Source organism: Kosakonia sp. H7A, from assembly GCF_003028445.1.
Lineage (GTDB): Bacteria > Pseudomonadota > Gammaproteobacteria > Enterobacterales > Enterobacteriaceae > Kosakonia > Kosakonia radicincitans.
On sequence record NZ_PYTZ01000002.1, the window covers coordinates 287,455 to 311,619 of the forward strand.

The following is a 24,165-nucleotide window of genomic DNA, read 5'->3' on the forward strand; positions in this document are numbered from 1 at the left end:
TCCAGGTTAATCAGGTCGCTAAATTTATGACTGATCAGTCTCATCAGTGCGTCATCATCGGCATCGCCGGCGCATCTGCTTCAGGTAAAAGTCTTATCGCCAGCACGCTGTATCGTGAACTGCGCGAGCAGGTGGGTGATGAACACATTGGCGTTATTCCAGAAGATAGCTACTACAAAGATCAAAGCCATCTATCGATGGAAGAGCGTGTAAAAACCAACTATGACCACCCCAGTGCAATGGATCATAGTCTGTTATTCCAGCATTTGCAGTCTCTCAAGCGCGGCGAAGCTATTGAGTTACCGGTGTACAGCTATGTGGAACATACTCGCACCAAAGAAACTATCCGCATTGAAGCGAAAAAAGTGATCATCCTGGAAGGGATCCTGTTACTGACTGATTCACGCCTGCGCGATGAGATGAATTTCTCCATTTTTGTTGATACGCCGCTGGATATCTGCCTGATGCGCCGCATCAAGCGCGACGTTAACGAGCGTGGCCGTTCAATGGACTCGGTCATGGCGCAATATCAGAAAACCGTGCGTCCGATGTTCCTGCAATTTATTGAACCCTCCAAGCAATACGCCGACATCATCGTGCCGCGCGGCGGTAAAAACCGCATCGCCATCGATATCCTGAAAGCCAAAATCAGCCAGTTTTTTGAATAATACATGTTAGGCTATAGCACTGAGTGTTAAGTCCGGCCCCTGATCTTCTCAGGGGCGTGTCGCACTATTAAGGAGAATGCGCCATGCGTCTTTGTGACCGCGATATTGAAGCCTGGCTGAATGACGGTCGGCTTGCTATTAACCCGCGTCCGCCGGTAGAACGGATTAACGGGGCGACGGTGGATGTCCGCCTCGGCAATAAATTCCGCACTTTCAGCGGACATACGGCGGCATTTATCGATCTCAGCGGCCCGAAGCATGAAGTCAGCGCGGCGCTTGACCGGGTAATGAGCGACGAGATTGTGCTTGATGAAGGCGAGGCGTTTTTCCTGCATCCGGGTGAACTGGCGCTGGCGGTGACTTATGAATCCGTTACCTTGCCTGCCGATCTGGTCGGCTGGCTGGACGGGCGCTCTTCACTTGCGCGTCTGGGTTTGATGGTGCACGTAACCGCGCACCGCATCGATCCCGGCTGGTCGGGCTGTATCGTGCTGGAGTTCTATAATTCAGGCAAGCTGCCGCTGGCGCTGCGACCGGGCATGCTGATTGGCGCCCTGAGCTTTGAGCCGCTCTCCGGGCCGGCCGATCGTCCTTATAACCGACGTGAAGATGCGAAGTATCGCGATCAGCAAGGCGCGGTCGCCAGCCGCATTGATAAAGACTGACTGATCTCCATTGAGGATGTGATGAGAAGAGCGTTAACAACACTGATGATTTTGCTGGTCGTGCTGGTTGCCGGCCTTTCGGCATTAGTGTTACTGGTCAATCCGAACGATTTCCGCGCTTACATGGTGCGTCAGGTCGAGGCGCGAAGCGGCTATCAGCTACAGCTTGATGGCCCGCTGCGCTGGCACGTCTGGCCGCAGCTTAGCATCCTCTCTGGCCGCGTCACGTTGACGGCCCCCGGCGCGGAAATGCCGGTGGTGAAAGCCGATAATATGCGTCTTGATGTCAACCTGTTGCCGTTGCTGTCGCACCAGTTACAGGTGAAACAAGTGATGCTGAAGGGCGCGGTGATTCAGCTCACTCCGCAAAGTGAAGCGGCACCGGAAAAAAATGCGCCAGTGGCGCCTCATGGCAACTCACTGCCGCAGGTGGAATCGGATCGCGGCTGGTCATGGGATATTGCCCGCTTACAGGTTGCGGATAGCCTGCTGGTTTTCCAGCGCGCCAACGATGAACCGGTGACGGTACGCGATATTCGTCTGCAAATGGAGCAGGATGCGCAATATCAGGCGACGCTGGATTTCTCCGGGCGGGTTAACCGCAATCAGCGCGACCTGACGCTTTCATTCAGCGCTAAAATAGATGCACGCGATTATCCGCGTAATGTCAGCGCCGCTATTGATAAATTGCAGTGGCAACTTCAGGGGGGCGATACGCCGCCGAAGGGCATCAGCGGGGCGGGCACATTGCAAGCGCAGTGGCAAAGCGCGGCACAGCGGCTGACGCTGAATGATGTCACCCTGAGCGCGAATGACAGCGCCTTTACCGGTAAGGGGAGCGTAACGTTTGGTACGCAGCCAGTCTGGGCAGTCGATGTGCAGTTCGACAATCTCAATCTGGATAACTTGCTGCCGCCGGAAGGGACGCTGAACGGCGACGGCGTGATGCCACAGGGACAGGAACAAAATCGCCTGCCGCGCCCGGTGATTTCCAGCGGGGCGGATACGCCGCAGTACAACGAACTGCGCGATTTTACGGCGCAAATCGGCATCACTGCGAAAAACGTACGCTGGCGCGGTATGCAGTTTGCCGATGTCAGCGGTCAGCTCAACAATAATGCCGGTTTGCTGGCTATCCCGACGTTGCAGGGCAAAATGGGGGACGGGCAAATCTCATTGCCCGGCACGCTGGACGTGCGCGGCAAGCAACCTCGCGCCGAGTTCCAGCCACGGCTGGAGAGCATTGAGATTGGTAATATCCTGAAAGCGTTTAACTACCCGATTGCGCTGACCGGCAGCCTGACCATGGCGGGCGATTTCAGCGGCCCGGATATCGATGCAGAATCTTTCCGCCGCGACTGGCAGGGGAATGCACACGTCGATCTGAAAAACAGCCGCATGGAAGGGCTTAACTTCCAGCAACTGGTACAACAGGCGGTGGCTCGCAGCAGCGATGTGCATGCGAAAGATAATTTCGACAGTGCCACCCGGCTGGATAATTTCAGCGCAGAGTTGTCGCTGGATAACGGGCAGATGACCTTCAGCGATATGCAGGGTAGCTCCGCGCTGCTGGCGCTCACCGGGGAAGGCAAGATGGATCTGGTGCAGGAGCAGACCGATACGCGCTTCAATGTCCGGGTTCTGGAAGGATGGGAAGGTGATAGCGCGCTGATCGACTTCCTGAAAGCGACGCCGATCCCACTGCGCGTTTACGGTAAATGGCAGGCGCTCAACTATAGCCTGCAAGTGGACCAGGTGTTGCGTAAACATTTGCAGGATGAAGCCAAACGTCGTCTCAACGACTGGGCTGAGCGTAATAAAGATTCGCAAAACAGCAAAGACCTGAAAAAGCTGCTTGATAAGATGTAACTATCCGGCCAGTTCGGCCGGATAAGCAACGGCGCTGCAGGGCTATAAAATGCCTTCCAGCGCCAGATGTTGCAGTAGCATAATGGTTTTGCCGTCGGCAATATCGCCCGTACGGATTGCCGCCAGCGCGGTGGCAAAATCCATCTCCACCACTTCAATATCCTCTCCCTCTTCGATTACGCCGCCACCGCTTCCGGTGCGTTTGCTGTCATCGTATTCAGCAATAAAAAAGTGCAGTTTTTCGCTGACGGAGCCGGGGCTCATCCACGCCACAAACACTTTCTGTACCTGTTCCAGCCGGTAGCCGGTCTCTTCTTCCGCTTCGTGACGAATGCGCTCCTCAGGCTCAAGCTCATCCAGCAGGCCAGCAGCCGCTTCCAGCAAAAAACCGTGATGCTGGTTGACGAAAAGCGGTAAACGAAACTGTCGGGTGAGGATCACGCTCCGCTTGCGGCGGTTATACAGCAGGATCACCGCGCCGTTGCCCCGGTCATACACCTCGCGGGTCTGGCGCTGCCATTCACCGTCATGACGGCGATAATCAAAGGTGTATTTGGTCAGTTTTCCCCAGTCTTCAGCGAGGGGCATCGACGCAATAATGCGTATTTGTGCATTTTCAGATGACATATCAGCTCCTGTGCAGGTAAGATAGCAGCATAACGTGCACATTCGTGCATTATCAAGGTTTTTCGTGCAAACAGGAGCAACGCGATGCTAACCCCACAACGTAAGCAATTGATCCTCAACCAGCTTGCTGAAGAAGGGCAGGTGCTGTCGAAGGAACTCAGCGAACGATTTGGCGTCTCGGAAGATACCGTGCGGCGGGATCTGCGTGAGCTGGCGGCTGAGGGTTTGTTACAGCGTGTGCACGGCGGCGCACTGCCATCTTCCGCCGCTACGGTGACATTTGCCGAGCGGCAACATTTGCAGTCTGACGCCAAGCGGCGTATCGCGCAGAAAGGCGCGCAGCTCGTCTCAGCAGGGCAGGTTGTTATGATTGATGGCGGTACGACGACCTCTGAACTGATTACGTATTTCCCACAGGATTTACGCATTACCGTGGTAACACACAGCCCCAGTATCGCCGTTGGGCTGGCACAGCATCCGCTGATTGAAGTGGTGATGATCGGTGGCCATCTCTACAAACATTCGATCGTCAACGTTGGCGCAGGCGCGCTGGAATCTATCAGCCGGATACGCGGCGACCTCTTTTTTATGGGCGTGACCGGCGTACATGTGGACGCCGGTCTCAGCACCGGGGATTTTGAGGAGTCGCGTATCAAGCGCGCGCTGGCCGACAGGGCGGCAGAGACTGTAGTTCTGGCCTCGCCGGAGAAACTGAACAGCGCATCGCCATGGGTGATTGGCGATATCTCGCTTATCAACACGCTGGTGGTGGACGCGCAGACGGACGATCGCCTGCTGGCCCCGTTTAACCACCGTGGGGTGACGGTGGTTAAAGCGTAGCCCTTTACACTTCGTAGTCCGGATCTTCGTCACGCGTCAGCGGAATAATTTGCACTTTCTGCACGCGGTGGCTCTCAACTTCCAGGGTTTTCAGCAGAACATCGCCTACCTGCACCTCTTCACCGGGTTTGGGGATCCGCTGCAGGTACTCCATCAGCAGGCCGGCAATGGTGTGGTAGTCACGCTTCTCATCCAGCGGTATTGCGATGTACTGCACCAGATCCTCCAGCGGCATATGACCATTGGCCGTCCAGCTGCCATCGCTGTTTTTCTGAATATCATGGCGGGCATCGATCTCTTCCACTTCGTTTGGCAGATTCCCGGCGATGGTTTCCATCACATCGCTGAGAGTGACAATGCCTTCCACGGAACCAAACTCATCGACCACGAAAGCGAAGTGGGTGCGGGCATTGCGGAACTGCTCCAGCGCCTGCAACAGCGGCAGCGCTTCCGGGAACACCAGCGGCTGACGGATTAGCGCCTTGAGATCCAGCGGTTCGCCGCGCAGAGATTGTTGCAGCAGATCGAGCACATGAACAACGCCAAGCAAATCCTCTTCAGTATCGCCGCCCGTAACCACCACGCGCGTATGCTGGTTTTTATCCAGCAGGGCGCGGATCTCTGCTTCCGGCGCGCTGAGATCGATATGCTCAATATCGTGGCGCGACGTCATGATGCTGCTGACCGAGCGCTGATTGAGGTTCAGCACCCGCTCAATCATGCGCCGCTCCTGCGGATTAAAGATCTGGTTGTCGTCACTGTCGTGCAGCATCGAGGCGGTATCGGCATCCAGTTCAGCATCCTCTTTCCGCCCGCTGAGCAGGCGCATCACCGTTTCTGTCGTGCGCTGGCGTAGCGTCTGGTTGGCGAACAGAAAACGGCGGCGATTAAAGATAGCCAACTGGTTCAGCGCTTCAATCATCACCGAGAAGCCAATTGCGGCGTACAGATAACCTTTCGGAATATGGAAACCAAAACCATCCGCCACCAGGCTAAAACCGATCATCAGCAGGAAACTGAGACAGAGAATAACAATTGTCGGGTGGCTGTTGACGAAGCGCGTCAGCGATTTACTGGCCAGCAGCATCAGGGAAATGGCAATCACCACGGCGGCCATCATGACGGCCAGGTGGTCAACCATGCCGACGGCAGTGATCACCGAGTCGAGCGAGAAGACTGCATCCAGCACCACGATCTGGATGACCACAGCCCAGAATTTCGCGCCACGTCGCTGCGTTGGATTGTCGCTGTCTTTGCCTTCAAGGCGCTCATTAAGTTCCACCGTCGCTTTAAACAGCAGGAACAGGCCGCCGAGCAGCATAATCAGATCGCGCGCGCTGAAGCTTAAGCTGCGCACCGTAAACAGAGGATTAGTGAGTGTCACCAGCCAGGAGATTGAGGCCAGTAAAAGCAATCGCATCAACATCGCCAGCAGCAGCCCGGTAATACGGGCGCGATCGCGCTGCGCCGCCGGCAATTTTTCCGCAAGAATCGCAATAAAAACCAGGTTATCAATACCGAGTACCAGCTCGATCACGACCAGCGTGACCAACCCGGCCCAGATTGATGGATCGGCAATCCATTCCATCGTAAACGTAACACCTTCTGTGATATGACAATTGTCACAGTGCGATCATGGATAAAGCTGGATGAAATTGCAATGCCAGCCTGCGATTATTCTTAATTTATTGGTTATGAGCAATACGTATAAATTCAATTTCCTTATTGTTACTGTGATTAATTATAAGGGAAAAATTAGCAAATTAGGATATTTCGCATAAGTAATTCCATATACAAAGTTTGTCAATATACGGTTAGTCTTAAAATTCGAAAAGTTTGTTCTTAAACTTATTCTTAAAAATATGTTTATCAGGGCTGGTGCCTTGCCTGCTATTCGCTTAGCTGCAACAATTCTTCCTGCATCACTCAAATATACTAACGATGTTATTTTCGTCATCGTTATTCGTTACAAATTCGATTCCTGCCGTATTTTTTCTGGTCTGCGGTACATTGCAACCTTAAGGCCTGTAAGGGATAACTATCAATGAGTTAGAGATGTTCAGTGAATTGGTAACTGAAAGCCAGGGGCGGTAGCGTGCCTGTGGGTATGTCAATCAGCCTGGATTATTCTGTAACCGCATGTGGTTGAATAAACGCTTTTTAGGATTGATGCCAGTTATATTCTTTCGTAATTAACTGCATTCTGATTCTGTGTACAACTTGAGCGCTTATATAAATCGCACAGGATAATTACTCTGCCAAAGTGATAATTAATCAATGATGAAATCTAAAATGAAATTGATGCCATTATTGGTGTCCATAAGCATGATGAGTGGCTGCACTGTTTTCCCCGGTAGCAATATGACTACGATGGGAAAGGATGTGATTAAACAGCAGGATGCAGACTTTGATTTAGACCGCATGGTGAATGTTTATCCTTTAACACCACGTCTGATTGAACAATTGCGCCCGCGCGTTAATGTCGCTCAACCAAATATGTCGCTTGACAATGAAATTGCGGCTTACCAGTATCGTGTAGGGCCAGGGGATGTATTGAATGTCACCGTCTGGGATCACCCGGAATTAACCACGCCAGCGGGCCAATATCGTAGTTCCAGCGACACAGGCAACTGGGTACAGCCTGATGGCACCATGTTTTATCCCTATGTCGGGAAAGTACAGGTGGTGGGGAAAACCCTCGCCGAGATCCGCAGTGATATTACCAGCCGTTTAGCGACGTACATTGCTGACCCGCAGGTGGACGTTAATATCGCCGCATTCCGCTCACAAAAAGCCTACATCTCCGGCCAGGTCGCCAAGTCCGGCCAGCAGGCGATCACCAACGTGCCGCTTACCGTGCTGGACGCTATCAACGCGGCGGGCGGGCTGACCGACAACGCCGACTGGCGCAACGTAGTGCTGACGCATCAGGGAAAAGAGCAGCGCATTTCGCTCCAGGCGCTGATGCAGAATGGCGACCTCAGCCAGAACCGCCTGCTTTATCCAGGCGATATCCTCTTTGTACCGCGTAATGACGATCTGAAAGTGTTCGTGATGGGCGAAGTGAAAAAACAGAGCACGCTCAAAATGGACTTCAGCGGCATGACGCTGACGGAAGCGCTTGGCCAGGCCGAAGGTATCGACCTGACGACCTCCAACGCCAGCGGCATCTTCGTTATCCGTCCGTTGAAAGGCGGCGAGAGCGATCGCAGCGGCAAGATTGCCAATATCTACCAGCTTGATATGTCGGACGCCACCTCTCTGGTGATGGCGACGAATTTCCGACTCCAGCCGTATGACGTGGTGTACGTCACGACTGCGCCGGTGGCGCGCTGGAATCGTCTTATCAACCAGTTGCTGCCGACAATCAGTGGCGTTCGCTACATGACCAACACGGCCAACGATATCCAAAACTTGCAATGACTATGTTCAACAAAATTCTGGTGGTTTGTGTGGGGAACATTTGTCGTTCCCCAACAGCAGAACGACTGCTGAAAAAATACCAGCCCGGATTAACAGTGGCATCGGCAGGGCTGGGCGCGCTGGTCGGACGTGGCGCGGATGCTAACGCAGTGAGCGTAGCGGCAGACAATCAACTTTCTCTGGAGGGACATCGCGCGCGGCAGGTTTCCGGTGCCATGTGTCGTGAATATGACCTGATTCTGGTCATGGAAAAACGCCACATCGCCAGCCTGTGTGAGATTGCCCCGGAGATGCGCGGCAAGGTCATGTTATTTGGCCACTGGGATAACGAACGAGAAATTCCCGACCCGTATCGTAAAAGTCGTGAAGCTTTTGAAGCCGTTTACACCTTACTTGACCAGTCTGCCCGCCAGTGGGCGCAGGCATTGCAAGCTCAGCAGGGATAATAATGACAGAGAAAACACACCATTCGCATTCTGCTGCCCCGGTGGTGGGCAATGACGAAATCGATATTGGCCGTTTGCTCGGCACTATCATTGAAGCTCGCTGGTGGGTACTGGGCATCACCTCGGTGTTTGCACTGATCGCGGTTGTCTATTGCCTGTTTGCGACACCCATTTACAGCGCCGATTCACTGGTGCAAATCGAACAAAACACCGGCAGTTCACTGGTGCAGGATATCAGCAGCGCCCTGGCGAATAAGCCACCGGCGTCAGATGCGGAAATCCAGCTTATCCAGTCGCGTATGGTGCTGGGCAAAACCGTTGAGGATCTGGATCTCGACATCTCCGTAGTGAAAAACACCTTTCCGCTGTTCGGTACCGGCTGGGAGCGGCTGATGGGGAGGCAGAACGAGACGGTGAAAGTCACCACCTTTACGTTGCCTGCCGGGATGAATCAGCAGACCTTTACGCTGAAAGTGCTGAGCCCAAAACAGTATCAGTTAACCAGCGATGGCGGTTTTGAGGCGCGTGGCGAAGTTGGCAAGTTGTTGAGCAAGCAGGGCGTGACCATGATGGTGAGCGATATTCTTGCCTCGAATGACTCCGAGTTTACCGTCACTAAATTCTCCACGCTGGGGATGATTAACAACCTGCAAAATAACCTGACGGTAGTGGAAAACGGTAAAGATACCGGTGTGCTCAGCCTGACGTATACCGGTGAAGATCGCGATCAGATCCGCGCTATTTTGAACAGCATTACCCGTAATTACCTTGAGCAAAATATCGAGCGTAAATCCGAGGAAGCAGCGAAGAGCCTGGTATTCCTCGATAAACAGCTGCCGGAAGTGCGCCACAATCTGGATATCGCAGAAGATAAGCTCAACACCTATCGCCAGACCAAAGACTCTGTCGATCTGCCGCTGGAAGCCAAATCGGTGCTCGATTCGATGGTCAACATCGACTCGCAGTTGAACGAACTGACTTTCCGTGAAGCGGAAATCTCCAAGTTGTATACCAAAGTTCACCCGGCATACCGCACGCTGCTGGAAAAACGTAAAGCGTTGGAAGATGAAAAAGCGAAGCTGAACAACCGCATTACCGCGATGCCGCAAACGCAACAGGAAATTGTTCGCCTGACGCGTGATGTGGAATCCGGCCAGCAGGTCTATATGCAACTGCTGAATAAACAGCAGGAACTGCGTATTACCCAGGCCAGTACCGTGGGCGATGTGCGTATTGTTGACCCGGCGATCACTCAGCCTGGCGTGCTGAAGCCGAAGAAAGCGTTGATCATTCTCGGCAGCATTATTCTTGGCCTGATTGTCTCTGTGGTTGGCGTTCTGCTGCGCTCGTTGTTCAATCGCGGTGTGGAAAGCCCGCAGATCCTTGAAGAGCACGGCATCAGCGTGTATGCCAGCATCCCGCTTTCCGAATGGCAGAAAGCGCGTGATAGCGTCAAAACCGTTAAGGGCGTGAAGCGCTACAAGCAGAGCCAGTTGCTGGCGGTGGGTAACCCGACGGATCTGGCGATTGAAGCCGTGCGCAGTCTGCGTACCAGCCTGCACTTCGCCATGATGCAGTCCACTAATAATGTGTTGATGATGACCGGGGTCAGCCCCTCCATCGGTAAAACCTTTGTCTGCGCCAACCTCGCAGCGGTGATCAGCCAGACGAACAAACGTGTGCTGCTCATCGACTGTGACATGCGCAAAGGCTACACCCACGAACTGCTGGGCACCGACAACATTAACGGTTTGTCCGATGTGCTGGCCGGAAAAGGTTCGGTTGAGAATTGCGCCAAACCAACCTCCATCAGCAATTTCGATCTGGTTCCGCGCGGACAGGTGCCGCCGAATCCGTCCGAACTGTTGATGAGCGAACGTTTTACGCAACTGGTGAAATGGGCCAGCAGTCACTATGACCTGGTGCTGATCGACACCCCGCCAATTCTGGCGGTTACGGATGCGGCGATTGTCGGTCGTCATGCCGGCACTACGCTGATGGTGGCTCGCTACGCCGTGAATACGCTGAAAGAGATCCAGACCAGCCTGAGCCGCTTCGAACAGAACGGTATTGAGGTTAAAGGCGTGATCCTGAACTCGATTTTCCGCCGCGCGACGGGCTATCAGGATTACGGCTACTACGAATACGAATACAAGTCCGATTCGAAATAACCAGTCCCTCACTTCAATCTTTAGCACGAACTGCTCTCCCTCCGCCCGGGGGGAGAGCAGACGTGGGGGCGAACGTGGCATGTTGAACGCATTAGGGATCGCATCATGAGCACAACAGCAAACCCATTAATTTCTATCTATATGCCAACCTGGAACCGGCAACAGCTGGCGATCCGCGCCATTAAATCGGTGCTGCGCCAGGATTACCCGCACTGGGAAATGATCGTTGTGGACGACTGTTCCGACGCGTATGAACAACTGCAACAGTTTGTTGAGGAACTGGGTGATTCGCGCGTGAGCTATACGCGCAACCCCTATAACTCGGGTGCCTGCGCGGTACGTAACCAGGCGATTTTACAGGCGCAGGGGCAGTACATTACCGGGATTGATGACGACGATGAATGGACGCCGAACCGACTGTCAGTTTTTCTGGCGCACAAACATCTGCTCAACACCCGCGCGTTTCTCTATGCCAATGATTATCTCTGCCAGGGCGAGGTTTATGCGCAGCCCACCAGTCTGCCGCTGTATCCGAAATCGCCGTTCTCGCGCAAGCTGTTCTGGAAGCGCAACATCGTCGGCAACCAGGTCTTTACCTGGGCCTGGCGCTTCAAAGAGAGCTTGTTCGATACGCAACTGAAAGCGGCTCAGGATTACGATATTTTCCTGCGCATGGTGGATGAGTATGGCGAACCGTGGAAGATTGAAGAAGCCACGCAGATTCTGCACGTTAATCACGGCGAAATGCAAATCACCTCGTCGCCGAAGAAATTCTCTGGCTACTTCCACTTTTATCGGAAGCATAAAAACAAGTTCGATCGCGCCAGTAAAAAATATCAGTTATTTACGTTGTATCAGATCCGCAATAAGCGCATGACCTGGCGCACGCTGCTGACGTTATTCTCGCTGCGTAACGGTAAACGACTGGCTGACGGGCTGCGGGGGAAATAATGCGACTGGAAGATTTTCGCGCAAACCACTGGAGCTTGCGCCCTTGCTGCATGGTTGCGGCTTACCGTATTGCCCACTTTTGCTCCGTGTGGCGCAAAAAACACGTCATCAATAACCTGTGGGCTGCGCCCGCGATCCTGCTCTATCGCTTTGTCACCGAGTGTCTGTTTGGCTACGAAATCCAGGCTGCTGCGACCATCGGGCGCCGTTTTACTATCCATCACGGTTATGCGGTGGTGATCAATAAAAATGTGGTCGCGGGTGATGATTTCACGATTCGCCACGCCGTTACCATCGGTAATCGCGGTGCCGATAATCTGGCCTGCCCGGTGATTGGCAACAATGTCGAGCTGGGCGCGAATGTGGTGATCATTGGCGACATTACGATTGGCAACAATGTCACTATCGGCGCGGGAAGCGTCGTACTCGACAGCATCCCCGATAACGCGCTGGTGGTGGGCGAGAAAGCGCGCGTGAAGGTGATCAAATGAATATTTTACAGTTCAATGTCCGCCTTGCCGAAGGCGGCGCTGCGGGCGTGGCGCTGGATTTACACCAGCGCGCGCTGCAAAAGGGTATGCAATCACGTTTTATTTATGGCTACGGCAAAGGCGGGAAAAAAAGTGTCAGTCACGATAACTATCCGCAGGTTTACAAGCAGACGCCGCGTCTGACTTCCGTTGCTAATCTCGCGCTGTTCCGCCTGTTTAACCGCGACGTTTTTGGCAATTTGAATAACCTTTATCGCACCGTCACCCGCACGCAAGGACCGGTGGTGCTGCACTTTCATGTAATGCACAGCTACTGGCTGAACCTTGATGATTTGGTGGCGTTCTGCCAGAAAGTTAAAGCGCACAAACCTGACGTCACGCTGGTCTGGACGCTGCACGATCACTGGAGCGTAACCGGGCGCTGCGCCTTTACCGATGGCTGCGAAGGCTGGAAAGAGAATTGCCGCAAATGCCCGACATTGAGCAACTATCCGCCGGTGAAGGTGGATCGTGCGCATCAACTGGTCAACCGCAAGCGCCAGTTGTTTAACAATATGCTGGCGCTGGGCTGCCAGTTTATCTCCCCCAGCCAGCATGTGGCGGACGCTTTTAACAGCCTCTATGGCGCAGGGCGCTGCAATATTATTAATAACGGTATTGATGTTGCGACCGAGGCGATTCTGGCTGAACTTGCGCCGGTAAAAGCCACCGAAGGAAAACCGAAAATCGCCGTGGTTGCCCATGACCTGCGCTACGACGGTAAAACCAATCAGCAACTGGTGCGCGACATCATGGCGCTGGGTGACCGAGTGGAGTTGCACACCTTTGGCAAGTTTTCTCCGTTTGAGGGGCAAAACGTTGTCAACCACGGCTTTCTTACAGATAAGCGCCAATTGATGAGTGAACTCAATCAGATGGATGCACTGGTCTTCTCTTCCCGGGTGGATAACTACCCGCTGATCCTCTGCGAAGCGCTCTCCATTGGCGTGCCGGTGATCGCCACGCACAGCGATGCGGCGCGGGAAGTGTTGCAGAAATCCGGCGGTAAAACTTTTGCCGAACAGGAGGTGCTGCCGCTGGTGCAGTGCCGTAAAGCAGAAATTGCCCAGGCGGTGTTTGGCGAAAGCCTCGACGCATTTCGCGCGCGCAGCCGCCAGGCCTACAGTGGACAACAGATGCTGGAGGAATATGTCTCGTTCTATCAGAGTCTGTAGTTACCTGCTGCTGCCGGTGATTTACTTGCTGGTTAACGTGAAAATCATGCAGCTCGGTGAAAGTTTCCCGATCACGATCGTGACGTTTTTGCCGCTACTGTTGCTGCTCTACCTCGACAAAATCAATCTGAAAAAGTTGATGATTGCACTGGGGGCCGGAGCCGGGTTAACGCTGTTTAACTTTATTTTTGGTAAATCGCTGGATGCCAGCAAATATGTCACTTCAACCATGCTGTTTGTTTACATTGTGATCATTGTTGGCATGGTGTGGAGCATCCGCTTTAAAACCATATCACCGCATAATTACCGCAAGATTTTGCGATTCTTCTATGTGGTTGTGGCAATGGTGGTGATGCTTGCGGCGATGGAGATGGCTCAGATTATTCTCACCGGTGGGAGTAGTTTGATGGAGGGTATTTCTAAATACCTCATCTACAGCAACAGTTACGTGCTGAATTTTATCAAGTTCGGCGGTAAGCGTACTACCGCGTTATATTTCGAACCGGCATTCTTCGCTCTGGCATTAATCTCAATTTGGCTCAGTATCAAACAGTTTGGTATCAAAACGCCGAAGACCGATGCTATGATTTTGGCAGGGATAGTACTTTCGGGATCGTTCTCTGGGGTAATGACTTTTATCCTGTTTTATTTGCTGGAGTGGGCATTCCAGTATCTGAACAAAGAGGCGATTCGTAAAAAGTTACCACTGGCAATTATTTCTCTTGCAGTGTTTATTGTCGGTGTGGTTTTCGCTTTCCCCTATATTGCAGAACGACTCGGCGATTTAGGTACGGAAGGTTCTTCTTCTTATTATCGTATTATCGGTCCGCTGGTGATGGTGGGATATTCACTGACCAATATTGATGGGGTAGTAAGATTTGGCTCACTTTATGAATATGTCGCATCATTCGGAATCTTTAACGGTGCAGATGTCGGGAAAACAATAGACAATGGGTTGTATCTGCTGATCATTTATTTCTCGTGGTTCGCAGTGTTGTTGACAGGCTGGTATTTGTTCAAAGTCGGGAAAATGATGGTAAATGCCTTTGGCAATAATCAGAATTTTCGCGTACAGCTTTACCTGTTTACGCCTATATCGTTGTTTTTTACGGGGTCAATTTTTAGCCCGGAATATGCGTTTTTAATTGTTTGTCCGTTTATTCTGCGTAAAGCGCTGAATATCGTGAATTCATGAAAAGGTGGGTCATATGCTGCTAAGTGTTATTACTGTCGCGTTTCGCAATTATGAAGGTGTGATGAAGACCTGGCAGTCTCTGGCTCACCTGGCGAAAGCGCAGAATATCGAATTCGAATGGATTGTCGTTGACGGCGGCTCGCAGGATGGTACTGCGGAATTTCTGAAAAATCTCAACGGACAATACAATTTACGTTTTATCAGCGAGCGTGACAAAGGCATCTATGATGCCATGAATAAAGGCATTGACATGGCGACGGGACGCTATGCATTGTTTTTGAATTCCGGCGATATTTTCCATGAGGAAATTGTGGATGTTGTTCGCCAGTTAGATGAAGAAAACGAGAACGCCATGTATATTGGCGATGCGCTGCTGGATTTTGGCGACGGCAACAAATTACGCCGTAGCGCCAAACATGGCTGGTATATTTACCACAGCTTACCGGCCAGCCATCAGGCTATATTTTTCCCGGTAAATGGTCTGAAAACATACCCCTACGATCTGCAATTTAAAGTCTCTTCCGATTACGCATTAGCGGCCAGAATGTTTAAAGCCGGTTTTCCTTTCAAACGTTTGAAAGGGCTGGTATCTGAATTTTCAATGGGCGGCGTATCTACCTCTAATAACGTTGAATTGTGCCAGGATGCCCGCAAAGTTCAGCGCACGATATTACGAGTCCCGGGTTTTTGGGCGCAATTGTCATATATATTGCGCTTGCGGACGACTGGCAAAGCAAAGGCCTTATATAACAAAGCATAACGCTCAAATATAGGGAAAAAAGATGCAGGATTTACAAGGATTCTCCGTGCCGAAAGGCTTTCGGGGCGGCAATGCTATTAAGGTTCAACTGTGGTGGGCGGTACAGGCGACATTATTTGCCTGGTCTCCACAGGTGCTGTATCGCTGGCGTGCATTCCTCTTGCGTTTATTTGGCGCAAAGGTTGGTAAGGGCGTGGTTATTCGCCCATCGGTAAAGATTACCTACCCGTGGAAATTAACCTTAGGCGATTACAGTTGGGTTGGCGATGACGCGGTGTTGTACACCCTTGGCGATATCACCATCGGCGCAAATTCCGTGGTTTCACAGAAATGTTATTTGTGCACCGGCAGTCACGATTATCAGAGCGCGCATTTCGATATTAACGCGACGCCAATCGTGATTGGTGAGAAGTGCTGGCTAGCGACGGATGTCTTTGTCGCGCCAGGCGTCTCCATCGGCGACGGGACGGTAGTCGGTGCGCGCAGCAGTGTTTTTAAATCGCTTCCGGCAAATGCAATTTGCCGTGGCAATCCCGCAGTGGTGACGCGCGAACGCGTTGAAAAGGTAACTCCCTAACAGGGACTATTGAGGAAAATAAATTATGTCTAAAGTCGCTCTCATCACCGGCGTAACCGGGCAAGATGGCTCTTATCTGGCAGAACTGCTTCTGGAAAAAGGCTATGAAGTTCATGGTATTAAACGCCGTGCTTCCTCATTCAATACCGAGCGTGTGGATCACATCTATCAGGATCCGCACACCTGCAATCCGAAGTTCCATCTGCACTACGGCGACCTGACGGATACGTCCAACCTGACCCGTATCCTGCAGGAAGTTCAACCGGATGAAGTCTACAACCTGGGCGCAATGAGCCATGTGGCCGTTTCGTTTGAATCCCCGGAATACACCGCCGACGTGGATGCGATGGGTACGCTGCGTCTGCTGGAAGCGATTCGCTTCCTCGGCCTTGAGAAGAAAACCCGTTTCTACCAGGCATCAACCTCTGAACTGTATGGTCTGGTGCAGGAAATTCCGCAGAAAGAGACCACGCCGTTCTACCCGCGTTCTCCGTATGCAGTTGCCAAACTTTATGCCTACTGGATCACCGTGAACTACCGTGAATCTTATGGCATGTATGCCTGCAACGGCATTCTGTTCAACCACGAATCTCCGCGTCGCGGCGAAACTTTCGTAACCCGTAAAATTACCCGTGCGATCGCCAACATTGCTCAGGGTCTGGAATCCTGCCTGTACCTCGGCAACATGGACTCCCTGCGTGACTGGGGCCATGCGAAAGACTACGTGAGAATGCAGTGGATGATGCTGCAACAGGAAAAACCGGAAGACTTCGTTATCGCCACCGGCGTGCAGTACTCCGTGCGTCAGTTCGTGGAAATGGCCGCGGCACAACTGGGTATCAAACTGCGCTTTGAAGGCACCGGCGTAGAAGAGAAGGGTATTGTGGTTTCCGTGACCGGTCATGATGCTCCGGGCGTGAAACCGGGTGATGTAATCGTCGCCGTTGACCCGCGCTATTTCCGTCCTGCGGAAGTGGAAACCCTGCTGGGCGATCCGACCAAAGCACACGAAAAACTGGGCTGGAAACCGGAAACCACGCTGCAGGAGATGGTCTCCGAGATGGTGGCGAAAGATCTGGAAGCAGCGAAAAAACACTCACTGCTTAAAGCCCACGGTTACGAGGTTGCCATCGCGCTGGAGTCTTAAGCATGACCAAACAACGTATTTTCGTGGCTGGCCATCGCGGGATGGTGGGATCAGCCATTGTTCGCCAGCTCGAACAACGTGCGGATGTTGAACTGGTACTGCGCTCCCGTGAAGAGCTGAACCTGCTGGATTCCGCTGCTGTCGATGCTTTTTTCGCCAGCAACCGTATCGACCAGGTTTACCTGGCGGCGGCAAAAGTGGGCGGTATTGTGGCGAACAATACCTACCCGGCGGACTTCATCTACGAAAACATGATGATTGAGAGCAACATCATTCACTCAGCGCATAAGCATGACGTGAACAAGCTGTTGTTCCTCGGTTCGTCCTGTATCTACCCGAAACTGGCACACCAACCGATCGCGGAAAGTGAGCTGTTGCAGGGGACGCTGGAGCCGACCAACGAGCCGTACGCGATTGCCAAGATCGCCGGTATCAAACTGTGCGAGTCCTACAATCGCCAGTATGACCGCGACTACCGCTCGGTAATGCCGACGAACCTGTATGGTCCGCACGATAACTTCCACCCGAGCAATTCGCACGTGATCCCGGCGCTGCTGCGCCGCTTCCACGAGGCGACGCAGGAGAACACGCCGGACGTGGTGGTGTGGGGAAGCGGCACGCCGATGCGTGAATTCCTGCACGTGGACGATATGGCGGCAGCCAGCATCCATGTTCAGGAGCTGGCGCGCGAAGTGTGGCAAGAGAACACCGAACCGATGCTGTCGCATATCAACGTTGGTACTGGTGTGGATTGCACGATTCGCGAACTGGCGCAGACAGTTGCCAGCGTTGTCGGCTACAAAGGCCGCGTGGTGTTTGACGCCACCAAGCCGGACGGTACGCCGCGTAAATTGCTGGATGTGACGCGTCTGCATCAGCTTGGCTGGTATCACGAGATCTCACTGGAAGCAGGGCTTGCAAGCACCTACCAGTGGTTCCTTGAAAACCAGCACCGGTTCCGGGGGTAGGCATGTTTTTAAGTCAGGAAGATTTTGCCACGGTGGTGCGCTCCACCCCGCTGATTTCCATCGATTTGATCGTGGAAAACTCACGCGGCGAGTTTTTGCTCGGCAAGCGCACTAACCGTCCGGCCCAGGGATACTGGTTTGTGCCGGGCGGACGCGTGCAAAAGGACGAACCGCTGGCGGCCGCTTTCGAGCGGCTGACCCTGGCGGAACTGGGGCTGCGCCTGCCGATGTCTGCAGGCGAGTTTTACGGCGTCTGGCAGCACTTCTATGACGATAATTTCTCCGGTAGCGATTTTTCCACCCACTACATTGTGCTGGGTTTCCGCCTGCGCGTGGACGAGCAAACGCTCGCACTGCCGCCGGATCAGCACAATGACTATCGCTGGGGGACGCCGGAGTCGCTGATTGCCGACCCGCTGGTGCATGACAACAGCCGCGCCTATTTCCTCGACGCACAGGGAGTACCGGGCTTATGAAGATCCTGGTCTATGGCATCAACTATTCGCCGGAGCTTACCGGGATCGGTAAGTACACCGGCGAAATGGTGGAATGGATGGCCCGTCAGGGCCATGAAGTGCGCGTGATCACAGCGCCGCCTTACTATCCGGAATGGAAAGTCGGCGAGCACTACAGCGCCTGGCGCTGGCGTAAAGAGCAGGGTGCCGCCACGGTGTGGCGCTGCCCGCTGTATGTGCCAAAACAGCCATCGACCCTGAAGCGTTTACTGCATCTGGGCAGCTTTGCCCTCAGCAGCTTTTTCCCGCTGATGGCGCAGCGTAGCTGGAAACCGGACCGCATTATCGGCGTGGTGCCAACGTTGTTTTGCACGCCGGGGATGCGCCTGCTGGCCAAACTGAGCGGCGCAAAAACCGTGCTGCATATTCAGGATTATGAAGTGGACGCCATGCTCGGTCTGGGAATGGCGGGTAAAGGTAAAAGCGGCCGCGTGGCGAAGCTGGCGACCGCGTTTGAACGCAGCAATCTGCATAACGTCGATAACGTCTCCACCATCTCTCGCTCAATGATGAACAAAGCGCGCGAGAAAGGGGTGGAGGCCGACAAAATCATCTTCTTCCCGAACTGGTCGGAAGTGGCGCGGTTTCGCGATGTCAGCGATGCCGATGTCACGGAACTGCGCCGCAATCTCGGTCTGCCGGATGACAAAAAAATCATTCTTTACTCCGGCAACATCGGCGAGAAGCAGGGGCTGGAAAACGTCATTGAAGCCGCTGCGCAGTTACACACCCATCCATGGCTGTTTGTCATTGTCGGTCAGGGCGGGGGGAAGGCGCGGCTGGAAAAACAGGTTAGTGAACGCGGCCTGAACAACGTCATCTTCTTCCCGTTGCAGCCGTACGATGCGCTGCCGGCGCTGCTGAAAATGGGCGATTGCCATCTGGTTATTCAGAAACGTGGTGCGGCCGATGCGGTATTGCCGTCCAAGCTGACCAACATTCTGGCGGTGGGCGGTAATGCGGTAATCACTGCTGAAGAGAGCACTGAGCTCGGGCAACTCTGTCTGGCAGAGCCAGGCATTGCGGTCTGCGTGGAGCCGGAATCGGTCGAGGCGCTGACTTGGGGCATTGAGCGCGCGCTGGCGCTGCCCAAAAACAACACGGTGGCACGTGAATATGCCGAACGCACGCTCGAAAAAGAGAGCGTATTAAACCAGTTTATTGCTGATATCAGCCCGGAAAGTTCCGTGAAGCCCGTACGCGCCCGCGAAAGCGCGCAGCACGAAGGCCGCCTGAATTTTGACGGGAATGGGGATAAATCATGAGTCAAACACAACTCTATCCGGTAGTGATGGCCGGAGGCTCCGGAAGCCGTCTGTGGCCGTTGTCCCGCGTGCTTTACCCTAAACAGTTTCTCTGCCTGAAGGGCGATCTCACCATGTTGCAGACCACCGTCTGTCGCCTGAATGGTGTCGAGTGTGAAAGCCCGGTGGTGATTTGTAATGAACAACATCGCTTTATTGTCGCCGAGCAACTGCGTCAACTGCACAAGCTGACCGAGAACATCATTCTCGAACCGGCTGGCCGTAATACCGCTCCGGCGATTGCGCTGGCGGCGCTGGCGATAAAACGCCACAACCCGGACAGCGATCCGCTGATGCTGGTGCTGGCGGCCGACCATGTCATTCAGAACGAAGAGGCGTTTCGCGCCTCGGTTCGCGACGCTATTCCTTATGCGCAGAGTGGCAAACTGGTGACCTTCGGCATCGTGCCGGATCTGCCGGAAACGGGCTATGGCTATATCCGCCGCGGCGGTGTCAGTGCCGGGCAGGCCGATTCCGTCGCCTTTGAGGTGGCGCAGTTCGTTGAAAAACCGAACCTGGAAACTGCACAGGGTTACGTTGCCAGCGGCGAATATTACTGGAACAGCGGTATGTTCCTGTTCCGTGCCGGTCGTTTCCTTGAAGAGCTGAATAAATATCGTCCGGACATTTTGCGTGCCTGCGAACAGGCGATGCAGGCCGCCGATCCGGATATGGATTTTGTCCGCGTTGACGAAGAAGCGTTCCTCGCCTGCCCGGAAGAGTCGATTGACTATGCGGTAATGGAACGCACGGCGGATGCGGTGGTCGTGCCGATGGATGCTGGCTGGAGCGATGTCGGTTCCTGGTCTTCGCTGTGGGAAATCAGCCAGCACACACCGGAGGGAAACGTCCATCACGGCGACGTCATCAGCCATAACACCCAAAACAGCTACGTATATGCGGAGTCCGGGCTGGTCACGACCGTCGGCGTGAAAGATCTGGTGGTGGTTCAGACCAAAGATGCGGTGCTGATTGCCGATCGCAATCAGGTACAGGATGTGAAAAAAGTGGTAGAGAAAATCAAAGCCGACGGGCGTCACGAGCATCATATCCACCGTGAAGTTTACCGCCCATGGGGCAAATATGACTCCATCGATACCGGCGATCGCTATCAAGTGAAACGCATTACCGTGAAGCCGGGCGAGGGGCTCTCCGTACAGATGCATCATCACCGTGCGGAGCACTGGGTAGTGGTGGCGGGAACGGCGAAAGTGACCATCAATGATGAAGTGAAATTACTCGGTGAGAATGAATCGATCTATATCCCGCTTGGCGCGCATCACTGTCTGGAAAACCCGGGGAAAATTCCGCTCGATCTGATTGAAGTTCGTTCGGGTTCGTACCTGGAAGAAGACGACATCGTGCGCTTTGCGGATCGCTACGGGCGAGTTTAAAAGCCAGTGCCGGACGCGGTGTTGCCCGTCCGGCAGAAAAAACAAACGAATCAATAACAAATGGCCATTTTACGGTCAAGGCTGACTGTTGCCTTAAGAAGAGGTAATGATGGAAAAATTAACCTGTTTTAAAGCTTACGATATCCGTGGAAAGCTGGGCGAAGAACTGAATGAAGATATCGCATGGCGTATCGGCCGCGCCTACGGTGAATACCTGAAGCCGCAAACGATTGTGCTGGGCGGCGATGTGCGTCAGACCAGCGAATCGTTGAAACTGGCGTTGGCGAAAGGGCTGCAGGATGCGGGCGTCAACGTGCTGGATATCGGTCTTTCCGGTACCGAAGAGATCTATTTTGCCACGTTCCATCTCGGCGTGGATGGCGGCATCGAAGTGACTGCCAGCCACAACCCGATGGACTATAACGGCATGAAGCTGGTGCGCAAAGGCGCACGTCCAATCAGCGGCGATACCGGGCTGCGCGATGTGCAGCGTCTGGCGGAAGCCAACGACTTTCCGCCGGTGGATGCGGAAAAACGCGGCAGCTATGAGCAGATTAACCTGCGCGATGCCTATATCGATCATCTGCTGGGCTATATCAATCCGGCTAACCTTAAGCCATTGAAACTGGTGATCAACTCCGGTAACGGCGCGGCAGGTCCGGTAGTGGATGCCATTGAAGCCCGCTTCAAAGCGCTGAACGTGCCGGTGACCTTTATCAAAGTGCATAACGAACCGGACGGCACTTTCCCGCACGGTATTCCTAACCCGCTGCTGCCGGAGTGTCGCGCGGATACCCGCAATGCGGTGCTGGAACATCACGCCGACATGGGGATCGCCTTTGACGGCGATTTCGACCGCTGCTTCTTGTTCGATGGTGAAGGGCGCTTTATTGAAGGCTACTACATCGTTGGTTTGCTGGCGGAAGCGTTCCTCGAAAAACACCCTGGCGCCAAAATCATCCACGACCCCCGCCTCTCCTGGAACACGGTGGATGTGGTGACGCGCGCGGGCGGCACGCCGGTGATGTCAAAAACCGGGCACGCATTTATTAAAGAACGTATGCGTAACGAAGATGCCATCTATGGCGGCGAGATGAGCGCGCACCACTACTTCCGCGATTTCGCCTATTGCGACAGCGGCATGATCCCGTGGCTGCTGGTCACTGAGCTGCTGTGCCTGAAAGGTAAAACCCTCGCCGAGCTGGTCAGCGATCGAATGCTGGCGTTCCCGGCGAGTGGTGAAATCAACAGCAAGCTTGCCGATCCGGTCACGGCTATCCAGCGTGTTGAGCAGCATTTTACGCCCGGCGCGCTGGAGATCGATCGCACCGACGGCATCAGCATCGCCTTCCCTGAGTGGCGCTTTAACCTCCGTTCATCCAATACCGAGCCGGTAGTGCGACTGAACGTTGAGTCGCGTCGCGATGTGTCACTGATGGAGGCACGAACGCAGGAAATTCTGGCGCTGTTGAATCAGTAAATCTCGGCGTTGCTCTCCCCCGGACGTGGGGAGAGTCAACATACAGGCAGGTAAAACGATGACTCATCTAAAAAAGCGCGACCGGGCCAAAACGAATGCATCGTTAATCTCAATCGTGCAGCGATTCTCTGACATCACCATTATGTTCGGTGGGCTGTGGCTGGTGTGCAAATTGAATGCGTTGCCCTTTTTCTACATGCATCTGCTGATGGCTCTGCTCTCCCTGGTTGTCTTCCAGATGATTGGCGGAATGACCGATTTTTATCGCTCCTGGCGAGGGGTAAAAATTACGACTGAACTGACCCTACTGTTGCAGAACTGGACGCTCAGCCTGATTTTCAGCGCGGGGCTGCTCTCGTTCAACAACGATTTCGATAACACTTTCATGATTTATCTCCCCTGGTATTTGTTAACCAGTATGGGGCTGATGCTGAGCCGCGCGGTAATCCGCTTTGGCGCAGGCTGGCTGCGGAACCTGGGCTATAACACGCGCCGCGTTGCGGTGGCGGGGGATATGCCGATGGGCCAGGCGTTGCTGGAAGGTTTTCGCAATGAACCCTGGTTGGGATTCGATGTGGTGGGGGTGTACCACGATCCGCAACCGGGCGGCATCACCACCGGCTGGGCGGGTAATCTCGACCAGCTGGTTGACGATGCGAAAGCGGGGAAAATTCACAACGTCTATATCGCGATGTCGATGAATGATGCGGCCAGCATCAAAAAGCTGGTGCGTCAGTTGGCAGACACCACCTGTTCAGTGATCCTGATCCCGGATGTCTTCACCTTCAATATTCTGCATTCGCGGATTGAAGAGATGAATGGCGTGCCGGTAGTTCCGCTGTACGAAACACCGCTTTCCGGCGTGAACCGCATTCTGAAACGCCTTGAAGACATTGTACTCTCGTCAATGATTTTACTGCTGATCTCTCCGGTTCTGCTGGCGATTGCGGTGGCGGTAAAACTCAGCTCTCCCGGCCCGATTATCTTCCGTCAGACCCGTTATGGCATGGACGGTAAGCCAATCAAAGTCTGGAAATTCCGTTCCATGAGGGTGATGGAAAACGACAAAGTGGTGACCCAGGCAACGCAGAACGATCCGCGTGTAACCAAAGTGGGGAGCTTCCTGCGCCGTACCTCGCTCGACGAACTGCCGCAGTTCATTAATGTGCTGCTCGGCGGCATGTCTATCGTTGGCCCACGCCCGCATGCGGTGGCGCACAACGAGCAGTACCGTTCGCTGATTGAGGGTTACATGCTGCGTCATAAAGTGAAACCAGGCATTACCGGCTGGGCGCAGATTAACGGCTGGCGCGGCGAAACCGACACGCTGGAAAAAATGGAAAAACGCGTTGAGTTCGACCTGGAGTACATCCGCGAGTGGAGTCTGTGGTTCGATATCAAAATCGTTTTTCTGACCATCTTTAAAGGCTTTATTAATAAAGCGGCGTATTAAAGGAAAG

General features: G+C 53.6%; 22 protein-coding genes. 20 read left to right on the plus strand and 2 right to left on the minus strand.

Annotated features, from left to right (window positions below; all coding sequences use genetic code 11):
• The first annotated feature begins 26 nt into the window (after nt 1–26).
• The 3 genes from udk to asmA all read left to right on the plus strand — a co-directional run bounded on the left by udk (nt 27) and on the right by asmA (nt 3,202).
• Nucleotides 27–668, plus strand: a complete 642-nt coding sequence (gene udk / locus CWM66_RS09320) for a uridine kinase (RefSeq protein WP_007371245.1) — start codon at nt 27–29, stop codon at nt 666–668.
• A gap of 83 nt (nt 669–751) precedes the next feature.
• On the plus strand, nt 752–1,333 hold the full coding sequence (gene dcd, locus CWM66_RS09325; RefSeq protein ID WP_007371246.1) for a dCTP deaminase: 582 nt from the start codon (nt 752–754) through the stop codon (nt 1,331–1,333).
• Nucleotides 1,334–1,354: 21 nt separating this feature from the next.
• Nucleotides 1,355–3,202, plus strand: a complete 1,848-nt coding sequence (asmA, locus tag CWM66_RS09330; protein WP_107146571.1) for an outer membrane assembly protein AsmA — start codon at nt 1,355–1,357, stop codon at nt 3,200–3,202.
• A 42-nt stretch (nt 3,203–3,244) separates the two neighbouring features.
• Here the strand turns inward: asmA and CWM66_RS09335 are convergent, their stop codons facing one another.
• On the minus strand, nt 3,245–3,829 hold the full coding sequence (locus CWM66_RS09335) for an NUDIX domain-containing protein (RefSeq protein ID WP_007371248.1): 585 nt from the start codon (nt 3,827–3,829) through the stop codon (nt 3,245–3,247).
• A gap of 84 nt (nt 3,830–3,913) precedes the next feature.
• On the opposite strand from CWM66_RS09335, the gene CWM66_RS09340 reads away from it, so the two are divergent.
• Nucleotides 3,914–4,669 carry a DeoR/GlpR family DNA-binding transcription regulator gene (locus CWM66_RS09340; RefSeq protein WP_090396489.1) on the plus strand — a complete coding sequence of 252 codons (756 nt, stop codon included), beginning with the start codon at nt 3,914–3,916 and terminating at the stop codon, nt 4,667–4,669.
• Between the two features lie 4 nt (nt 4,670–4,673).
• On the opposite strand, the gene CWM66_RS09345 is transcribed toward CWM66_RS09340, so the two are convergent.
• A complete protein-coding gene (locus tag CWM66_RS09345; RefSeq protein WP_107146572.1) occupies nt 4,674–6,257 on the minus strand; it encodes a TerC family protein in 1,584 nt (527 codons plus the stop codon).
• A gap of 689 nt (nt 6,258–6,946) precedes the next feature.
• Between CWM66_RS09345 and CWM66_RS09350 the strand changes: the two genes are divergently transcribed.
• The 16 genes from CWM66_RS09350 (at nt 6,947) to wcaJ (ending at nt 24,158) form a co-directional block, all read left to right on the plus strand.
• The gene (locus CWM66_RS09350; protein ID WP_035888731.1) at nt 6,947–8,092 is read left to right on the plus strand and encodes a polysaccharide export protein; all 1,146 of its coding nucleotides are present in this window, start codon (nt 6,947–6,949) and stop codon (nt 8,090–8,092) included.
• Nucleotides 8,093–8,094: 2 nt separating this feature from the next.
• Complete coding sequence (gene wzb / locus CWM66_RS09355) at nt 8,095–8,538, plus strand: low molecular weight protein-tyrosine-phosphatase Wzb (RefSeq protein ID WP_007371253.1); 444 nt, start codon at nt 8,095–8,097, stop codon at nt 8,536–8,538.
• Between the two features lie 2 nt (nt 8,539–8,540).
• Complete coding sequence (wzc, locus tag CWM66_RS09360; protein ID WP_007371254.1) at nt 8,541–10,709, plus strand: tyrosine-protein kinase Wzc; 2,169 nt, start codon at nt 8,541–8,543, stop codon at nt 10,707–10,709.
• 105 nt (nt 10,710–10,814) lie between these two features.
• Nucleotides 10,815–11,660 carry a colanic acid biosynthesis glycosyltransferase WcaA gene (gene wcaA, locus CWM66_RS09365; RefSeq protein WP_007371255.1) on the plus strand — a complete coding sequence of 282 codons (846 nt, stop codon included), beginning with the start codon at nt 10,815–10,817 and terminating at the stop codon, nt 11,658–11,660.
• Nucleotides 11,660–12,151, plus strand: coding sequence for a colanic acid biosynthesis acetyltransferase WcaB (gene wcaB / locus CWM66_RS09370; RefSeq protein WP_007371256.1), 492 nt, complete (start codon nt 11,660–11,662; stop codon nt 12,149–12,151). Before wcaA ends, wcaB begins: the two co-directional genes overlap by 1 nt.
• On the plus strand, nt 12,148–13,365 hold the full coding sequence (gene wcaC, locus CWM66_RS09375; protein WP_007371257.1) for a colanic acid biosynthesis glycosyltransferase WcaC: 1,218 nt from the start codon (nt 12,148–12,150) through the stop codon (nt 13,363–13,365). The genes wcaB and wcaC overlap by 4 nt, the downstream gene beginning before the upstream one ends.
• Nucleotides 13,340–14,560 (plus strand): colanic acid polymerase WcaD, encoded by a 1,221-nt coding sequence (gene wcaD, locus CWM66_RS09380; protein ID WP_007371258.1) that lies wholly within the window; start codon nt 13,340–13,342, stop codon nt 14,558–14,560. Before wcaC ends, wcaD begins: the two co-directional genes overlap by 26 nt.
• A gap of 13 nt (nt 14,561–14,573) precedes the next feature.
• Nucleotides 14,574–15,320, plus strand: coding sequence for a colanic acid biosynthesis glycosyltransferase WcaE (wcaE, locus tag CWM66_RS09385; protein ID WP_007371259.1), 747 nt, complete (start codon nt 14,574–14,576; stop codon nt 15,318–15,320).
• 22 nt (nt 15,321–15,342) lie between these two features.
• Nucleotides 15,343–15,897 carry a colanic acid biosynthesis acetyltransferase WcaF gene (gene wcaF, locus CWM66_RS09390; RefSeq protein WP_007371260.1) on the plus strand — a complete coding sequence of 185 codons (555 nt, stop codon included), beginning with the start codon at nt 15,343–15,345 and terminating at the stop codon, nt 15,895–15,897.
• Between the two features lie 25 nt (nt 15,898–15,922).
• A complete protein-coding gene (gene gmd / locus CWM66_RS09395) occupies nt 15,923–17,044 on the plus strand; it encodes a GDP-mannose 4,6-dehydratase (protein ID WP_007371261.1) in 1,122 nt (373 codons plus the stop codon).
• A 2-nt stretch (nt 17,045–17,046) separates the two neighbouring features.
• Nucleotides 17,047–18,012, plus strand: coding sequence for a GDP-L-fucose synthase (locus CWM66_RS09400; protein WP_007371262.1), 966 nt, complete (start codon nt 17,047–17,049; stop codon nt 18,010–18,012).
• A 2-nt stretch (nt 18,013–18,014) separates the two neighbouring features.
• Entirely contained in the window at nt 18,015–18,488 is a 474-nt protein-coding gene (locus CWM66_RS09405) for a GDP-mannose mannosyl hydrolase (RefSeq protein WP_007371263.1), read from the plus strand.
• Nucleotides 18,485–19,792 (plus strand): colanic acid biosynthesis fucosyltransferase WcaI, encoded by a 1,308-nt coding sequence (gene wcaI, locus CWM66_RS09410; RefSeq protein WP_007371264.1) that lies wholly within the window; start codon nt 18,485–18,487, stop codon nt 19,790–19,792. The genes CWM66_RS09405 and wcaI overlap by 4 nt, the downstream gene beginning before the upstream one ends.
• Entirely contained in the window at nt 19,789–21,225 is a 1,437-nt protein-coding gene (cpsB, locus tag CWM66_RS09415; protein ID WP_007371265.1) for a mannose-1-phosphate guanyltransferase, read from the plus strand. The genes wcaI and cpsB overlap by 4 nt, the downstream gene beginning before the upstream one ends.
• A 109-nt stretch (nt 21,226–21,334) precedes the next feature.
• The gene (gene cpsG / locus CWM66_RS09420) at nt 21,335–22,705 is read left to right on the plus strand and encodes a colanic acid biosynthesis phosphomannomutase CpsG (RefSeq protein ID WP_007371266.1); all 1,371 of its coding nucleotides are present in this window, start codon (nt 21,335–21,337) and stop codon (nt 22,703–22,705) included.
• Between the two features lie 58 nt (nt 22,706–22,763).
• Nucleotides 22,764–24,158, plus strand: a complete 1,395-nt coding sequence (gene wcaJ, locus CWM66_RS09425) for an undecaprenyl-phosphate glucose phosphotransferase (RefSeq protein WP_007371267.1) — start codon at nt 22,764–22,766, stop codon at nt 24,156–24,158.
• The last annotated feature ends 7 nt before the right edge of the window (nt 24,159–24,165 follow it).

Bases quoted from the DNA above. Each gene is read 5' to 3' on its own strand.
- wcaJ (WP_007371267.1), top strand. From the start codon at position 22,764: ATGACTCATCTAAAAAAGCGCGACCGGGCCAAAACGAATGCATCGTTA.
- wcaD (WP_007371258.1), top strand. From the start codon at position 13,340: ATGTCTCGTTCTATCAGAGTCTGTAGTTACCTGCTGCTGCCGGTGATT.
- wcaA (WP_007371255.1), top strand. From the start codon at position 10,815: ATGAGCACAACAGCAAACCCATTAATTTCTATCTATATGCCAACCTGG.
- asmA (WP_107146571.1), top strand. From the start codon at position 1,355: ATGAGAAGAGCGTTAACAACACTGATGATTTTGCTGGTCGTGCTGGTT.
- cpsB (WP_007371265.1), top strand. From the start codon at position 19,789: ATGAGTCAAACACAACTCTATCCGGTAGTGATGGCCGGAGGCTCCGGA.
- wcaI (WP_007371264.1), top strand. From the start codon at position 18,485: ATGAAGATCCTGGTCTATGGCATCAACTATTCGCCGGAGCTTACCGGG.
- CWM66_RS09350 (WP_035888731.1), top strand. From the start codon at position 6,947: ATGATGAAATCTAAAATGAAATTGATGCCATTATTGGTGTCCATAAGC.
- dcd (WP_007371246.1), top strand. From the start codon at position 752: ATGCGTCTTTGTGACCGCGATATTGAAGCCTGGCTGAATGACGGTCGG.
- wcaB (WP_007371256.1), top strand. From the start codon at position 11,660: ATGCGACTGGAAGATTTTCGCGCAAACCACTGGAGCTTGCGCCCTTGC.
- gmd (WP_007371261.1), top strand. From the start codon at position 15,923: ATGTCTAAAGTCGCTCTCATCACCGGCGTAACCGGGCAAGATGGCTCT.
- CWM66_RS09400 (WP_007371262.1), top strand. From the start codon at position 17,047: ATGACCAAACAACGTATTTTCGTGGCTGGCCATCGCGGGATGGTGGGA.
- wcaE (WP_007371259.1), top strand. From the start codon at position 14,574: ATGCTGCTAAGTGTTATTACTGTCGCGTTTCGCAATTATGAAGGTGTG.
- wzb (WP_007371253.1), top strand. From the start codon at position 8,095: ATGTTCAACAAAATTCTGGTGGTTTGTGTGGGGAACATTTGTCGTTCC.
- CWM66_RS09405 (WP_007371263.1), top strand. From the start codon at position 18,015: ATGTTTTTAAGTCAGGAAGATTTTGCCACGGTGGTGCGCTCCACCCCG.
- CWM66_RS09335 (WP_007371248.1), bottom strand. From the start codon at position 3,829: ATGTCATCTGAAAATGCACAAATACGCATTATTGCGTCGATGCCCCTC.
- wcaF (WP_007371260.1), top strand. From the start codon at position 15,343: ATGCAGGATTTACAAGGATTCTCCGTGCCGAAAGGCTTTCGGGGCGGC.
- wzc (WP_007371254.1), top strand. From the start codon at position 8,541: ATGACAGAGAAAACACACCATTCGCATTCTGCTGCCCCGGTGGTGGGC.
- wcaC (WP_007371257.1), top strand. From the start codon at position 12,148: ATGAATATTTTACAGTTCAATGTCCGCCTTGCCGAAGGCGGCGCTGCG.
- CWM66_RS09340 (WP_090396489.1), top strand. From the start codon at position 3,914: ATGCTAACCCCACAACGTAAGCAATTGATCCTCAACCAGCTTGCTGAA.
- udk (WP_007371245.1), top strand. From the start codon at position 27: ATGACTGATCAGTCTCATCAGTGCGTCATCATCGGCATCGCCGGCGCA.
- cpsG (WP_007371266.1), top strand. From the start codon at position 21,335: ATGGAAAAATTAACCTGTTTTAAAGCTTACGATATCCGTGGAAAGCTG.
- CWM66_RS09345 (WP_107146572.1), bottom strand. From the start codon at position 6,257: ATGGAATGGATTGCCGATCCATCAATCTGGGCCGGGTTGGTCACGCTG.